The 14,396-nt window shown below is 74.0% G+C and carries 13 protein-coding genes; 5 read left to right on the forward strand and 8 right to left on the reverse strand.

The window, feature by feature from the left end; genetic code table 11:
* Nucleotides 1-76: 76 nt before the first annotated feature.
* The 4 genes from ACSTA4_RS24595 to ACSTA4_RS24610 form a co-directional block, all read right to left on the reverse strand.
* Nucleotides 77-967, reverse strand: a complete 891-nt coding sequence (locus ACSTA4_RS24595) for a hypothetical protein (RefSeq protein ID WP_444961189.1) — start codon at nt 965-967, stop codon at nt 77-79.
* A 134-nt stretch (nt 968-1,101) separates the two neighbouring features.
* Nucleotides 1,102-1,887 (reverse strand): LOG family protein, encoded by a 786-nt coding sequence (locus ACSTA4_RS24600; protein ID WP_444961190.1) that lies wholly within the window; start codon nt 1,885-1,887, stop codon nt 1,102-1,104.
* 135 nt (nt 1,888-2,022) lie between these two features.
* On the reverse strand, nt 2,023-3,087 hold the full coding sequence (gene dapE, locus ACSTA4_RS24605; protein WP_444961191.1) for a succinyl-diaminopimelate desuccinylase: 1,065 nt from the start codon (nt 3,085-3,087) through the stop codon (nt 2,023-2,025).
* 179 nt (nt 3,088-3,266) lie between these two features.
* Nucleotides 3,267-4,103, reverse strand: coding sequence for a 2,3,4,5-tetrahydropyridine-2,6-dicarboxylate N-succinyltransferase (locus ACSTA4_RS24610; RefSeq protein ID WP_047870545.1), 837 nt, complete (start codon nt 4,101-4,103; stop codon nt 3,267-3,269).
* A gap of 188 nt (nt 4,104-4,291) precedes the next feature.
* Between ACSTA4_RS24610 and ACSTA4_RS24615 the strand changes: the two genes are divergently transcribed.
* Nucleotides 4,292-5,176: a hypothetical protein gene (locus ACSTA4_RS24615; RefSeq protein WP_248771977.1), complete on the forward strand. Its 885-nt coding sequence runs from the start codon at nt 4,292-4,294 to the stop codon at nt 5,174-5,176.
* Between the two features lie 254 nt (nt 5,177-5,430).
* Here ACSTA4_RS24615 and dapC read toward each other — a convergent pair whose 3' ends face one another.
* Both dapC and fdxA read right to left on the reverse strand, forming a co-directional pair.
* Complete coding sequence (gene dapC / locus ACSTA4_RS24620) at nt 5,431-6,537, reverse strand: succinyldiaminopimelate transaminase (protein ID WP_444961192.1); 1,107 nt, start codon at nt 6,535-6,537, stop codon at nt 5,431-5,433.
* A 207-nt stretch (nt 6,538-6,744) separates the two neighbouring features.
* Nucleotides 6,745-7,065, reverse strand: a complete 321-nt coding sequence (gene fdxA, locus ACSTA4_RS24625) for a ferredoxin (RefSeq protein WP_013154907.1) — start codon at nt 7,063-7,065, stop codon at nt 6,745-6,747.
* 183 nt (nt 7,066-7,248) lie between these two features.
* Here fdxA and ACSTA4_RS24630 point away from each other — a divergent pair, with 183 nt between their 5' ends.
* From ACSTA4_RS24630 to ACSTA4_RS24640, 3 genes are all read left to right on the forward strand, one after another.
* Nucleotides 7,249-7,506: a putative acetyltransferase gene (locus ACSTA4_RS24630; protein WP_248771979.1), complete on the forward strand. Its 258-nt coding sequence runs from the start codon at nt 7,249-7,251 to the stop codon at nt 7,504-7,506.
* A gap of 235 nt (nt 7,507-7,741) precedes the next feature.
* Nucleotides 7,742-9,103 carry a hypothetical protein gene (locus tag ACSTA4_RS24635; protein ID WP_444961193.1) on the forward strand — a complete coding sequence of 454 codons (1,362 nt, stop codon included), beginning with the start codon at nt 7,742-7,744 and terminating at the stop codon, nt 9,101-9,103.
* Between the two features lie 125 nt (nt 9,104-9,228).
* Nucleotides 9,229-10,281 carry a site-2 protease family protein gene (locus tag ACSTA4_RS24640; protein ID WP_444961194.1) on the forward strand — a complete coding sequence of 351 codons (1,053 nt, stop codon included), beginning with the start codon at nt 9,229-9,231 and terminating at the stop codon, nt 10,279-10,281.
* Nucleotides 10,282-10,568: 287 nt separating this feature from the next.
* Here ACSTA4_RS24640 and ACSTA4_RS24645 read toward each other — a convergent pair whose 3' ends face one another.
* Nucleotides 10,569-11,117 (reverse strand): hypothetical protein, encoded by a 549-nt coding sequence (locus ACSTA4_RS24645; RefSeq protein WP_444961195.1) that lies wholly within the window; start codon nt 11,115-11,117, stop codon nt 10,569-10,571.
* 37 nt (nt 11,118-11,154) lie between these two features.
* Entirely contained in the window at nt 11,155-12,021 is an 867-nt protein-coding gene (gene mshB, locus ACSTA4_RS24650) for an N-acetyl-1-D-myo-inositol-2-amino-2-deoxy-alpha-D-glucopyranoside deacetylase (RefSeq protein ID WP_212642852.1), read from the reverse strand.
* A gap of 117 nt (nt 12,022-12,138) precedes the next feature.
* Here mshB and ACSTA4_RS24655 point away from each other — a divergent pair, with 117 nt between their 5' ends.
* Complete coding sequence (locus tag ACSTA4_RS24655; RefSeq protein ID WP_444961196.1) at nt 12,139-14,337, forward strand: prolyl oligopeptidase family serine peptidase; 2,199 nt, start codon at nt 12,139-12,141, stop codon at nt 14,335-14,337.
* Nucleotides 14,338-14,396: the final 59 nt, after the last annotated feature.

Consider the following 14,396-nt stretch of genomic DNA (forward strand, 5'->3'; position numbering starts at 1 on the left):
CGGCATAGAAAAAGGCGAAGGCCAGGTCAGGGCGGCACCGCCAAACGTGACCCGCGCCACAGGTTTGGGTGCGGGGTCAGCGCTCGTCGCCGCGCGCCGGGGAGGCGTCCGAGGCGTCCGAGGCGCCGGGCCCTCCCTCCGCGCCGGGGCGCTCCCCGGTCCCGGCGGAGCCCTCCGCTCCCCCGGAGCCCGGCACGGACTCGGGACTCGCGGCGGTTCCTGGGTGCCGATCGAACTCGGAACTCGCGGCGGTTCCTGGGTGCCGATCGGACTCGGAGCTCCCGGCGGACTCGGGGCTCCGTGAGGCCCCGGGGCCCCCGGGGCCCTCCGAGCGCGCGGCGCTCTCCGCGTCCTCACCGGCCTCCCGCCCGTCCGCGGCCTCCGGGGTGTCCTCGGCCCCGACGCCCCCGATGACCTCGGTGGGCGCGGTGGCCCCTGTGGCAGCCATGGGCGCGGTGGTCCCCGCGGCCCCGGCGGGCGTGAAGCCCCGGGCGGCGGGGTCCGCCGGTCCGGTCGCGGTCCCGGGCCGGAAGGCACCGCTCCCGAAGCCCGCGACCGCGGTGCTCCCGGCCGCGGCGGGGCCACGCGCACCCTGTTCGGGGGCGTAGGCGTCGCCGGGCAGGTGCGCCCCGGGGACCGGGCCGGTGCCCTCCGGAACGTAGGAGGGGTCCAGGCGCGACAGGCGCCACTCCAGGTCCTCGATGCGCTCCTCGCGCTCGCGCAGCGTGGCGGTGAGGCGCAGCAGCAGCTCGTCCACGGCGCGCACGTGGTAGCCCCACATGGCCAGGGGCAGCATCAGGCGGCCCAGGTCGAACGCCTTGACGGGCCGGTCTTCGGGCAGGGCGAGCGGGGGGTGGTCGGCCTCGAAGCGGGCGAGCTGGCCGCCCTTGCCCAGCACGATGTAGACGACGCCCACGAGGACGGCGAGCGCGGCGGCGGCGACGAGGACCATGATGAGAACAGGCACGGACACGATCGTGCCACACGCCGCCCGGGCCGGGTACGGCCGTCGCGGTCGGCCGCGGCCGCACCCCGCCGGGACCACCGCGCCGGAGCGGCGCGCGGCCGGGGCCGTGCGCCGCCGCCGTCCGCCCGGCGCCCCTACTGCTCGGGGCCGGGGTGGACCTCCGACTGCTCGTGCTGGCGGTGGATGTCCAGGTGGGACTTGCGGATGATGTCGACCACCTCGTCGAGGTCGTCGGTCACCTGGACCAGTTCCATGTCGTGCGACTTGATGAGCTGGTTCTCCAGCAGGCTGGAGCGGATCCAGTCCCGCATCCCGCCCCAGAACTCGGTGCCGACCAGCACGATCGGGAAGCGGGTGACCTTGTTGGTCTGTACGAGGGTGGCCGCCTCGAACAGCTCGTCCAGGGTGCCGAAGCCCCCGGGCAGGACCACGAACGCCTGGGAGTACTTCACGAACATCGTCTTGCGGACGAAGAAGTAACGGAAGGTCACCCCGATGTCGACGTAGTCGTTGAGCGTCTGCTCGAACGGCAGCTCGATGCCGAGCCCGACCGACAGCCCGCCCGCCTGCTGGGCGCCCTTGTTCGCCGCCTCCATCATCCCCGGCCCGCCGCCGGTGATGGTCGCGTACCCGGCCTCCGCCAGCTTGGCGCCCATCTGGACGCCGATGTCGTAGTAGCGGTTGCCCGGGCGCAGGCGGGCCGAGCCGAACACGCTCACCGCCGAGGGCAGCTCCGAGAGCAGGCCGAAGCCCTCCACGAACTCCGACTGGATGCGCAGCACCCGCCAGGGGTCGGTGTGCACCCAGTCCGTGGGACCCCGCTGGTCGAGGAGGCGCTGGTCGGTGGTGGTGTTGGGGATGGAGTCGCCCCGGTAGGTGAGGGGCCCGGCGCGTCGTACGGTCTCTTCTTCTTCCGTCATGACGTAAAGCTATCCGTGTGGAACCGGCTCACACCTGAACCACACGTTTCACACGGGTGGCCGCAAACGGCCTTTTCGCCGCCCCGGCCGGTGTCGGGACTGGTCACGGACCCGCCGACCGGGGCGCGGCGGGGCTCAGCGGGCGCCCGACAGCCAGGCGACCATGCGCTCCTCGGCCTCGCGGATGCGGGGGATCTCGGCGTACTCGTCCTTGGTGTGGGCGAGCGTCGGGTCGCCGGGGCCGTAGTTGACGGCGGGCACGCCCAGCTCGGAGAAGCGGGAGACGTCGGTCCAGCCGAGCTTGGCGCGGGCGCTGCCCTCCCCCACCGCGGTGACGAACGCCGCGGCCGAGGGCTCGTCCAGCCCGGGCCGGGCGGGGGCGGCGGCGTCGACCACGGCGACCTCGAACCCGTCGAAGACCTCGCGCAGGTGCGCCTCGGCCTCGGCGACGGACAGGTCGGGGGCGAAGCGGTAGTTGACCCGGACCACGCACTCGTCGGGGATGACGTTGCCCGCGACCCCGCCCTCGATGGCCACGGCGTTGAGGCCCTCGTGGAAGCGCAGCCCCTCCACCTCGGGTTCGCGCGGGGTGTAGGCGCGCAGGACGTCCAGGACGGCTCCGGCACCGTGGATGGCGTTCACGCCCATCCAGGAGCGGGCGCTGTGGGCGCGCTTGCCCCGGGTGGTGACCTCCACGCGCATGGTGCCCTGGCAGCCGCCCTCGATGACGCCGTCGGTGGGCTCCATGAGGACCGCGAAGTCCCCCGCCAGCCACTCGGGGTGGTTGCGGGCCAGGCGGAGCAGGCCGTTGCGGGAGGCGTCGACCTCCTCGTTGTCGTAGAAGACGTAGGTGACGTCGTGCACCGGCTCGGCGACCAGGGCGGCCATCCTGAGCTGGACGGCGACACCGGCCTTCATGTCCGAGGTGCCGCACCCGTAGAGGCGGTCGCCGACGACGCGGGAGGGCACGTTGTCCACGATGGGGACGGTGTCGATGTGCCCGGCGACGACGACACGGCGGGGGCGGCCCAGGTCGGTGCGGGCGACGACGGCGTCGCCGTCGCGGCTGACCCGCAGGTGGGGCAGGGCCGACAGGGCGCCCTCGACCGCGTCGGCGAGGACCTTCTCGTCACCGCTCTCGGATCGGATGTCCACGAGTGCGGCGGTCAGGGCCGCGGCGTCCGAGGTCAGGTCCAGCATGTGTCGCCCCGTTTCGGTGAGGTTGGAAGAGGTTGGAAGCCGTCGGACCGGGGGTGTCCCCCGCTCCGGATCACTGTCCTCCCAGTCTGGGGCAACCGGGGGCGCGACCAGAACCCACCGTGGAACACGACGGGGCGCCCTCCCGTGCGGAAAGGGCGCCCCGGTCGGGTGCGGACGGGTCAGGCGTTGACGCCGTGCTCGCGGAGCAGGTCGTTGAGCGCGAGCTTGTCGTGCTCCTCGCCCTCCTTCAGGCGCCTGAGCACGAGCAGCACCGGCATGCCGAAGTCGCCGCCGGGGAAGCTCTTGGCGCGGTTGGCGGTGACGCACACCGACCAGGCCGGGGCCTCGCCGCGCGGGAGCTCCTCGCCGGTCTCGGCGTCGAACACGCGGGTGGAGGAGGTGAGGATGGTGCCCGCGCCGAGCTTGGCGCCCCTGCGCACGCGGGCGCCCTCGACGACCATGCTGCGGGAGCCGAGGAAGGCGTCGTCCTCGATGACTACCGGGGAGGCCTGCGGCGGTTCGAGGACGCCGCCGACGCCGACGCCGCCGGACAGGTGGACGTTCTCGCCGACCTGGGCGCAGGAGCCGACCGTGGCCCAGGTGTCGACCATCGTGCCGGAGCCGACGTGGGCGCCGATGTTGGTGAAGGACGGCATCAGGACGACGCCGGGGGCGAGGTAGGAGCCCCAGCGGGCGATCGCGCCGGCGACGACGCGGACGCCGTCGAAGCGGGTCTTGAGCGGCATGCGGTCGTGGTGGTAGAAGTCGCCGACGTGCGACTCCTTCATCTCCAGGACCTTGAAGCCGAGGAGGATGGAGCGCTTGGCGCGCTCGTCGACCACGACCTCGTCGGTGGAGGGGTCGACGAAGGCCACGCGGGCCTTGCCCTCGTCGATCTGGTCGATCGCGCCGATGATGGTCTCACGGGCCTCGGTGTGGCCGGGCGTGAGCTCGGCGCGGCTCTCCCAGAGTTCGTCGATGCGGTCGGGCAGCGGGCTGGAGTACGAGCTGGTCATGTGCACACACGTTAGCCGCTCGCTCCGGGTGCGGGGGCACGCCCTCCCCGAGGCGGCCGTCACCTCCGCGCACGGCCCGCCACCGCGGCGGGCGGCGGCTACAATGCGGCCGTGGCGCCGTGTGCGCCCCCGCGCGACGCCCCCTGCCGGTGCGGCGCGCCCACCTGTCGCCGACCCTTGGTTCGCCCGTGCCCAGTAAGCGCCGGAGGCTCTCCGCCTTCGTCAAGATCCTGCTCTCCCTGGTCCTCGTCTGCGGTTCGCTCGTCGCCGGGGCCTACTACGTGCTGACCACGTTCGAGCCGATCGACACCACTCCTCCCCCGCCCGAGCCCGGCTGCCGCCTGACGATGTCCGACGGCCGGTACCCGATGGAGAACGCGCAGGCCGCGAGCGCGGCCACGGTGGGAGGCGTGGCGTTCGGTCAGGACCTGCCCCCCGAGGCCGTGACGATCGCCTTCGCGACGGTGTGGCAGGAGTCGGCGTTCTACAACGTGGAGTACGGCGACCGGGACTCCCTGGGGCTGTTCCAGCAGCGGCCCTCGCAGGAGTGGGGCGATCCGGAGCAGATCCTGGACCCGGTGTACGCCAGCAGCTCGTTCTACGAGGAGCTGGTGGAGGTGGATGGCTGGAGGTCCATCCCGGTCTACGAGGCGGCCCAGGCGGTACAGCGCAGCGCCGACGGCTACGCCTACGACCAGCACGAGCGTCTGTCCACGCGGATGGCCGAGGTCTTCACCGGCACGCAGGGGGCCGCGCTGACGTGCTGGTACGGCACCGAGGGGCTGGCGGACCTGCGGTCCGGCGAGGCGGACACCGAAGCCGCCCTGGAGGAGATGGAGCGGGTGTTCGGCACCGCCCCGGCGGACCTGCCGCCGGACGGGGACGAGGAGCCGCGGACCGGCGACCTGGGCTGGGCGATGGCCCTGTGGGCGGTGGCCCACGCCGAGGAGTACGGGCTGACGTCGGTGTCCTACGACGGGCAGCGCTGGCGGGCCTCGGACGGCACGGACGACGCCGAGGACTGGGCGGCGGCCGACGGTGGCGACACCGGGGGCGGCCTGGTCCTGGAGTGATCCGGGCCGGTCGGCGGACCGGCTCGGGTAGTGGACCGGTTCGAGTAGTGGACCGGTTCAGATGGTGGGCCGCGGCACGGTCACGCCTGCCCGCCCGGGTGCCCGGCAGCCCGGGCGGGCGGCCGGGCACGCCGCATGGCACCGAGGCGGGTGGGCCCCCGATACGACAAGGGGACCACACCCCGGCACGCGGCGGCCACCGCCTCCGTCCGCCTGTGGACGACCGGCGGGGCCGCCCGGACGGCGGCCCGGCCTCAGGCCAGGCGCTCGACCGCGGCCTCGACCCGCTCGTCGGTGGCGGTGAACGCCACGCGCACGTGTCCGGCGCCCGCCGGGCCGTAGAAGTCCCCGGGGGCGACCAGCACACCGCGTTCGGCGAGGTGGGCCACCGCGCCCCAGGCGTCGTGGTCGGGGTGGGACGCCCACAGGTACAGCCCGGCGTCGGAGTGCTCGATGCGCCAGCCCGCGCCCTCCAGGGCCTCGCGCAGCCTGGCGCGGCGGGAGCGGTAGCGCTCCTTCTGCTCGGCGGCGTGCGCGTCGTCGTCCAGGGCGGCGCTCATGGCCGCCTGGACGGGCGCGGGGACGATCATCCCGGCGTGCTTGCGCACCGCCAGCAGTTCCTCGACCAGCGCGGGGTCCCCGGTGACGAAGGCCGCTCGGTACCCGGCCAGGTTGGAGCGCTTGGACAGCGAGTGCACGGCCAGCAGGTTGTCGTGGGAGCCGCCGCACACGTCCGGGTGCAGGATCGACACCGGTTCGGCGCCGTCCCAGCCCAGGTCGAGGTAGCACTCGTCGGAGGCCACGATCGCGCCGCGCTCGCGGGCCCACTCCACCACCTTGCGCAGGTGCGCGGTGCCCAGGACCCGGCCGGTCGGGTTGCTCGGCGAGTTCACCCACACCAGGCCGACGGGGGCGGGGCCCAGGGAGGTCAGTCCGTCGGAGGCCACCGGGGTGGCCCCGGCCACGCGCGCGCCGATGTCGTAGGTGGGGTAGGCCAGCTCGGGGTGGACGACCGTGTCGCCCGCGCCGAGGCCCAGGAGCGTGGGAAGCCAGGCCACGAGTTCCTTGGAGCCCACGGTGGGCAGGACGGCGCCGTCCTCGACGCGCACGCCGTGGCGGCGCTCCAGCCAGCCCGCGACGGAGGCGCGCAGCGCGGGCGTGCCCCAGGTCTGGGGGTAGCCGGGCGCGTCGGCGGCGTCGGCGAGGGCCTTGCGCAGCAGGGCGGGCACCGGGTCCACGGGGGTGCCCACGGACAGGTCGACGATGCCGTCGGGGTGCTCGGCGGCCCTGCGCTTGTAGGGCGCCAGCCGGTCCCACGGGAAGGTCGGGAGCCGCTTCGCCACGGGTCGCCGCTCGGCCATCGCACTTACTCCATCCAGGTCGGGTCTGTTGCCACAGGTCACACAGGACCACACGTCACACAGGAATCGCGCCGACCCCCGCCACGGGGGTCGGCGCGAGACGTCGTCCACGCCGGGCCGGTCGGGCCCGCGCACCCTCTGCGCCATAGGGGTGCCGCGGGCGTCCCCGGCCTCGGAGCGCCGGAACCCGCCCGGCGCGCCGCCGGGCTACTCGGCCTGCGGCGGCAGCTTGGCCACGAGCGGGTGGTCGCGGTCGATCTTGCCGACCTTGGAGGCGCCGCCCGGGGAGCCCAGGTCGTCGAAGAAGTCGACGTTGGCCTTGTAGAAGTCGGACCACTGCTCGGGGAGGTCGTCCTCGTAGTAGATGGCCTCCACCGGGCAGACAGGCTCACACGCACCGCAGTCAACGCACTCGTCCGGGTGGATATAGAGCATGCGGTCGCCCTCGTAGATGCAGTCCACGGGGCACTCGTCAATGCACGCCTTGTCCAGTACATCAACACAGGGCTGCGCGATGACGTAGGTCACGTCGTACTCCTTGTCTCACCCCCGCGTCCCACGGGGGAGGCGGGGATCTTCGCAGACTCCGGGCCGGGACCGGCGTGCGGGCGCCCTCGCCCCTGTCCCCGGGCTCTGCAAGCAATTGGCACAGATGTCGTAGTCCTAGTATGACGGCGGAGAACACCCAGCGCACAATCGGGGGGCATTTCCTTGCACATGGGAGGACGTCTGGTCCACAGGATCTCTCCCGCCGACATCGGTCGGCGCGTCTCCGTACGAATACGCCTCCCCGAGGGCGGGTTCACCGATATCGTCGGTGTCGTGGAGTCCTGGGACGACGGCGTCCTCACCGTGCGCCGCCGTGACGGCTCCGCGGTGGAGGTCGCCGAGTCGACGATCGCCGCGAGCCGGGTCGTTCCCCCCGTACCCCCTCGCCGCCGCGGCGGGAATCCGCCGCGAACGCCCTGAGCCCCGTGCGTTCCGGGTTCCACGGAGTGAGGCGGCGTCCGCCCGGCGGGCGTCGCGAGGCGCGCAGGTCGCGCCTGGACAGTGGCATTCTTCGGGCCCTGCGGGGTAGAAAACGCACAGTTCCGCGGCGGGTCCAGCCGGTCCGCCGGGGAACCGACAACGAAGCATCGCGCCCCCCGGCGGCACATCCACGCGGAACGGGCGCCGGTACGCGGGGAGGTGGTGAGCGCCCGTCATGCGCGAAGCAGTAGCGTCCGCCCTCGCCGAGCTGGCACGCCGGGACGAGCGGGCGGCCGACATGGCCCGGTCGGCCCTGGACACGCTGGCTCCGGAGCAGGAGATCGAGAGGCTCAACCAGCACGCCGTCCAACGGTTCTGCTGGTTCGAGCTGCCGGTCCGCTTCCACGACCGCGCCGAGGACCGGCTGTTCGCGGTCAGAGCCCTGGGCAGCCTCTTCGCCCTCCTCCAGCTGCACCGGTACGCGCAGATCTGTTCGGCTCCGGAGACCGCGGCCCTGCTCACCGTCTACGACGGCGACCACGCCGCGGGCCTGGCGATGTACGAGCGGCTCATGTGGGAGTCGGGCGTGGAGCCGCCGGACCTGCCCGAGCTGACCTGGGGGACGGCGGTCGGCGACGCCGAGATCGTGGCCCGTGACGAGACCGCGTCGGCGCTGGAGCTGGCGATCACCCTGGGCGACGTGCGCCCCGGCAAGCGCGGGTGGCGTCCCGCCCAGGAGCGGTTCGCCCGCTCCTTCCTCACGCAGCCGGACAACCGGGGGCTGAGTCACCTGGACCGCATCCGCGAGGAGCGGGTGCGTGCCTGGTTGAGCTCGTCCGCGCACCCGCACCGCCAGCGCCTGTGGCCGCTGGTGGGCCAGATCATCGCGGGCGCCGACGTGCCGCGCGGGGCCGAGGCGGCGATGGCGCCGCTCCAGCGGCTGCTGGACCTGGCCGCGGAGGGCATCGCGCTCACCCAGATCGGCTACATCTCGCCGGGCGTGGTGCGCCAGATGTGCGAGGACTTCGGGTGGCGGACCACCCCCGAGCCGCCGCGCAGCGAGACCGACGCCACGCAGCTCATCGCCCTGCACCAGGCACTGCGGGGGATGCGCGCGGTGCGCAGGTCGGGCCGCCGCCTGGTCCTGACGCGGCGCGGGCGCCAGTTGCGGGAGGACCCCGAGGCGCTGTGGCAGGCGGCCACCGAGACCCTGTGCCGCACCGGGGGCCTGGACCAGGCCGCGGCGGAGACTCTGCTGGGCATCCTGCTGGCGCGCACCCCGCAGGGCAGCGGTTCGCACGCGCGCCGCGGCGAGTCGGACGTGGAGGCGGCCGAGAGGGCGCTGACCGAGTCGGGGTGGGTTCCGGCGGAGCCCCCGGCTCCCTCGGGCAGGCACGCCGCGTCGCACCGGCGCACCGCGGAGGCCGCCTCGGACCAGGTGCGCGCGCTGGTGATGGCGGTGAGCTGGCTGCTGGAGACCCTGGGCCTGCTCACCGACGACGACGGCGCGGGGCGCCGGGAGCTGACCGCACCGGGGCGGGCGTTCGCGATCGCCTGCCTGCACCAGTCGGCGGTGGCGCCGCGGGCCGTGGTCTGACCGGCGGGCCGCGGTCTGACCGGCGGGCCGTCTCCTGCCGCGCCCCTCATCGGCCACCCGCTGCGAACGGGTGCCGACCAGGGCCTAACCTGGAGCGCGAACCATCCGAGACCAGCAGGAGCACCATGCCCGCGCCCGAGCCGCCGCGCAAGGCGGAGACGACCGACGTGCCCGAGGCCGGCGGGGCAGTCGCCGACCCGTGGGAGCAGATGCCCGAGGACGCCCTCAACCGGCCCGACCTGGGGCGGGACACCGAGGGCCCCGGCGACGCCCGGGACGCCGCGGGGGCGGAGGACGCGAAGACCCCGTCCGCGTCCCCGGAGGTCACCGAGGACGCCTCGGAGGACGACGCCTCACCGAGCGGCCCCGACGCCGCGCGCCCCGGGAGCTGGGCGGACTTCCTGCCCAGCCCGGTTTTCGTGCTGCTGCTGGGCCTGGCGGGGTTCGCGGGCTGGCTGTCGTGGACCGCCGCGGAGCTGGAGTGGGCCGCCGAGGGCACCAGCGTCACCCCGCTGGTCCCGCCGCTGTTCATCCTGCTCTGCTGGATCGCCTCCCTGGCCGTGCACGAGTTCGCGCACGCGCTCGCCGCCTACCTGGCCGGTGACCGCTCCCTGCGCGGCAGCGCCTACCTGCGGCTGAACCCGTTCGCCTACCGGCAGGCCTTCGCGGGGCTGGTCCTGCCCTCGGCCTATCTGGGCCTGGGCGCCTTCGGCATGACCGGTCCGCCCACCTACGTGGACTGGGACCGCATCCCCTCCCGGGGCCGCCGTGTCCTGGTGGCGCTCGCCGGGCCGCTGGCCAGCCTCCTGGTGGCCGCCGCGTTCGCGGTCACCGTGTCCGTCCTGGTGCCCCCGGGCAACGACACCACCAACTGGGCGATCTCGGCGATGGCCTTCCTGTGCTTCGCGAACCTGACGGCCGCTCTGGTCAACCTGCTGCCCGTGCCCGGCCTGGACGGCTTCGAGGTGCTGGCCGCCTGGACGCGCGGCACGTGGGTCGCCACGGCCCGGGCCAACGCCCTGTTCGGCTCGGTGGCCGTGTTCGCGGTCCTGTGGTTCCCGGGCCTGAACGACCTGCTGGTGGACGCGGTGTACGGCCTGTTCGACCTGGTACTGCCCAACCCGGTGTTCCGCGGCATCGCCTTCTACGGCGAGCTGCTCCTCCAGTTCTGGGCCTGACCGGAACCGGGGCCGCGGAGGCTCGTGAGGCGCTCGCCTCACGAGCCTCCCGCTTTTGAGGGTTGTGGTCCTGGGGAGTGTTCCGCGGAGGCTTCCGGATCAGCGGGCAGCCGTCCGGGCGATCTCTCGCAGGACGGTTCGCGTGGGTCGGCCCGGTTGGCTTTCCAAGCGGAACCGGCGCGGCGAGAGGCAGCCCGGTGCTCGTGAAAGCACCGGAGCCGAAGGCTCTCCGTTGAGGGTGGCGGAGGGCGACGGGCGGGATCGGAATGATCCGAGGAACACGACCTCTAGCCCTCGCGCCAGGGCCGCGCCTTGTCGGAGGGCCGCGTCCGCCGGTAGCCCCCGGCGGCGGGCGGCGCGTCGGCTCCGGGCGCCGCAGCCCTCGGGGAACCGGGCGGCGGGGCGAACGACCAGCTGCGGATCACGGCGAACACCAGCACGAGCATCACCCCGAAGAGGTACGCGTTGTGCATGATGTGGTTCGTGAGCACGATGTCGCCGCCGGGCATGTAGCCGATCATCCCGATCAGCGCGGCCAGGTAGCCGAGCGCGAAGGCCGCCGCCCCGGAGGTGCGGCGGCTGCCCCACGCGCACAGGCGGCACGCGCCGTACAGCAGCACCAGGAAGGCCAGCAGCCCGACCGCGCCCACGGCCTGGACCGCCGTGCCCGCGCCCCAGTAGAGGGTCAGCCAGCCCGCGCCGGTGGTGGCGAGCATGCTCGCCGCGGCGCCGAGCAGCAGCAGGACCACGAGGGTCGTCCCGGTCAGTACCGGTGACAGGAAACGGGCGGAGGTCTTGCCCTCGGCGGGCGGGGCGGTCTCAGGTGTGGTGGTCACAGCGACGAGGTTAGACGCTCGCTCCCACCGGTCGCGGTCACAGCCCCGCGAACAGGTCGGTCTCGTACTCCCCGTGCTGGATGCGCTGCGTCGGCCCCACCAGCAGGGTGAAGTACTCCACGGCGTCGATCTCCTGGGCGATGTCGTTGGACAGGGCGAAGCGCTCGCCCTCCACCGTGATCTGCGTGGCGTGGGCGCGCATCGCGAGCGCCTTGGCCGCCCAGTGGTCGGTGGCGTCCACCCGGGTGGTCACCGCCGTCTCGGGGGTGCCCCGGGCGATGTCGGACACCCGGGCGGGCGGGGTGAAGGAACCGGATTCCTCGCGCAGCCGCGCGATGGACTCCTCGATGCGCGAGACCGGCTGGGCGATCGCGTAGAGCTTGCGGACCTGCCAGGGTGTGCCGGGCATGGACCGCTCCCCCGCCCGGAGGAAGGCCCGGCGCGCGACCCTGTGCGCCTGGACGTGGTCGGGGTGCCCGTAGCCGCCGTGCTCGTCGTAGCTGACCAGCACGTGCGGGCGGACCTCGCGGATGACCTGCGCCAGGAGTGTGGCGGCCTCCTCCACGTCCGCGCCCCAGAACGCCCGGGGGTGCTCGTTGGTCGGCGCGCCCATCATCCCCGAGTCCCGGTAGCGGCCGGGGCCGCCCAGGAAGCGGTGGTCGCGCACGCCGAGCGCCAGACAGGCCTTGTCCAGCTCGCCGATCCGGTGCTCGCCCAGGGTGTCCTCGCGGTCGGAGGCCAGGTGCGCGAGGTCGTCCGGGATGACCTCGCCCTCCTCCCCCAGTGTGCAGGTCACCAGGGTCACACCGGCCCCCTCGGCCGCGTACTTGGCCAGGGTGGCTCCGGTGACGATGCTCTCGTCGTCGGGGTGCGCGTGCACCATCATCAGTCGCCTGTCAGTCACGTAGCGAACGATACCGGTCGCATCCGCCCGCCACCTCCCGCACCGCACCCTCCACCGGGGGGCGTCGGGCCGCCGTCCGGCTCCCCGCGCGGGTGCGGCATGGGACACAATCGGCCTATGAGCTTTCCTCGCCAACAGGCCCGCACGCAGCGCTTCTCGATCGGTGTCCCCCGCGCGTTCCAGATCTCGCCGGACGGACGGCGCGTCGCCTTCCTCCGGGGACGCGACGGGGTGGACAAGGCCACCTGCCTGTGGGTGCACGACACGGAAGGGGCGGGAACGGACACGGTGGTCGCCGACCCCCGCTCCCTGGGCGCCGACGACGAGAACCTTCCGCCCGAGGAGCGGGCCCGCCGCGAGCGGCTGCGCGAGAGCGGCGGCGGGATCGTGTCGTACTCGGTGGACGAGGCGTTCACCCGCGCGGTGTTCACCCTGTCCGGGCGGCTGTTCTACGTCGACCTGGTCGGCGACGACACCGCTCCGCACGAGCTGCCCGCCGCCACCCCCGTCGTGGACCCGCGCATCAGTCCGGCGGGCGACCGGGTCGCCTACGTCAGCGGCGGCGCGGTGCGCGTCCTGGACATCGCCGCCGCCGAGCCGGACCACGGCGACCGCCCGGTGGCCGAACCGGACGGCCCCGACGTCACGTGGGGGCTGGCCGAACTGGTGGCCGCCGAGGAGATGGGGCGCTACCGGGGCTTCTGGTGGGCGCCGGACGGCTCCGCGCTCGCCGTCGCGCGCGTGGACGAGTCCGGGGTGAACACCTGGTACGTCTCCGACCCCGGCAGCCCCGCGCAGGAGCCGACGGCCCTGCGCTATCCGCCCGCGGGCGGCGCCAACGCCGACGTGCGCCTGGCCGTGTTCCGGGTCGGCCCGAGCGGGGGCGGGCGGCCGGAACCGGCCTGGGTCGAGTGGGACCGCGAGGCCCTGCCCTACCTGGCCACGGTCGGCTGGACGACCGGGCCGGACGGCACGCCCACCGTGGTGTTCACCGCGCAGAGCCGCGACCAGCGCACGCTGACCCTGTTCAGCGCCGACCCCGCGACCGGTCTGGCGGTGGAGTCGCGCACCGAGTCCGACGGCGTGTGGGTCGAGCTGATGCCGGGCGTTCCCGCGTTCACCGGTGCGGGCGACCTGGTGTGGATCGGCCGCGAGGCCGGGGGCGAGCGCCGGGTCTACGTCGGCGACGCCCCGGTCAGCCCCCCGGACGTGTACGTGCGCGGCGTGGTGGACGTGGACGGCGACCGGGTCCTGTACTCGGGGTCGCCCGCCGGGAGCCCCGCGGACGTGTCGTTGTGGCTGGTCGAACTGGGCACGGGCCTGGCCGCGCCGGTGGAGGTGCCCGGGCACGGGTGCAGCAGGTCCGCGGACTCGGGCGCGCACAGCGGCGTGCGCTCGGGGCGGCTGCGCGGCGACACGCTGGTGGTGCAGCACCGGTCGATGGACTTCCCGGGCGCGCACACGGTGGTGCTGCGCGGCGCGGGCACCGAGACGCGCCGGTCCTGCTCCGAGATCGGGAGCCTGGCCGAGGCCCCGGACCTGCCCGAACCGCGCGTGGAGTTCTGGCGCGCCGGTGAGCGGCGGATTCCGAGCGCCCTGGTCCTGCCGTCCTGGTACCGGGAGGGGCTGCGCCCGCTGCCGGTGCTGATGGCGCCCTACGGCGGCCCGCACGCCCAGCGGGTGCTCAACGCGCGCGGGGCGTACCTGACCGCCCAGTGGTACGCCGAACAGGGTTTCGCGGTGCTCATCGCGGACGGCCGGGGCACACCGGGCATCGGGGTGGAGTGGGAGCAGAGCGTCCACCTCGACCTGGCCGCGCCGGTCCTGGAGGACCAGGTGGCGGCGCTGGAGGACGCGGCGGAGCGGTTCGACTTCCTGGACGTGTCGCGGGTGGGCATCCACGGCTGGTCGTTCGGCGGGTACCTGGCGGCGCTGGCGGTGCTGCGCCGCCCGGACGTGTTCCACGCGGCTGTGGCGGGCGCTCCGGTCATCGACTGGGAGCTGTACGACACCCACTACACCGAGCGCTACCTGGGCACCCCCGGGGGCGAGCCGGAGGCCTACGGGCGCAGCTCGCTCCTGGCGGAGGCGGCCAAGCTGGAGCGCCCGCTGATGATGATCCACGGCCTGGCGGACGACAACGTGGCCTTCGCGCACACGCAGCGGATGTCGTCGGCGCTGATGGCGGCGGGGCGCCCGCACACGGTGCTGCCGCTGTCGGGGGTGACGCACTCGCCCTCGGACCCGACGGTCGCGGAGAACCTGATGCTGCTCCAGGTGGAGTTCCTCAAGGAGAACCTGCGCGGCGAGGGGTAGCGCCCGTCCCGCACCGGTGCCGCGCGCGGGAGGGCGCGGCACCGGGGCGGGTTCGGCGG

This window comes from Nocardiopsis sp. M1B1, assembly GCF_052466615.1.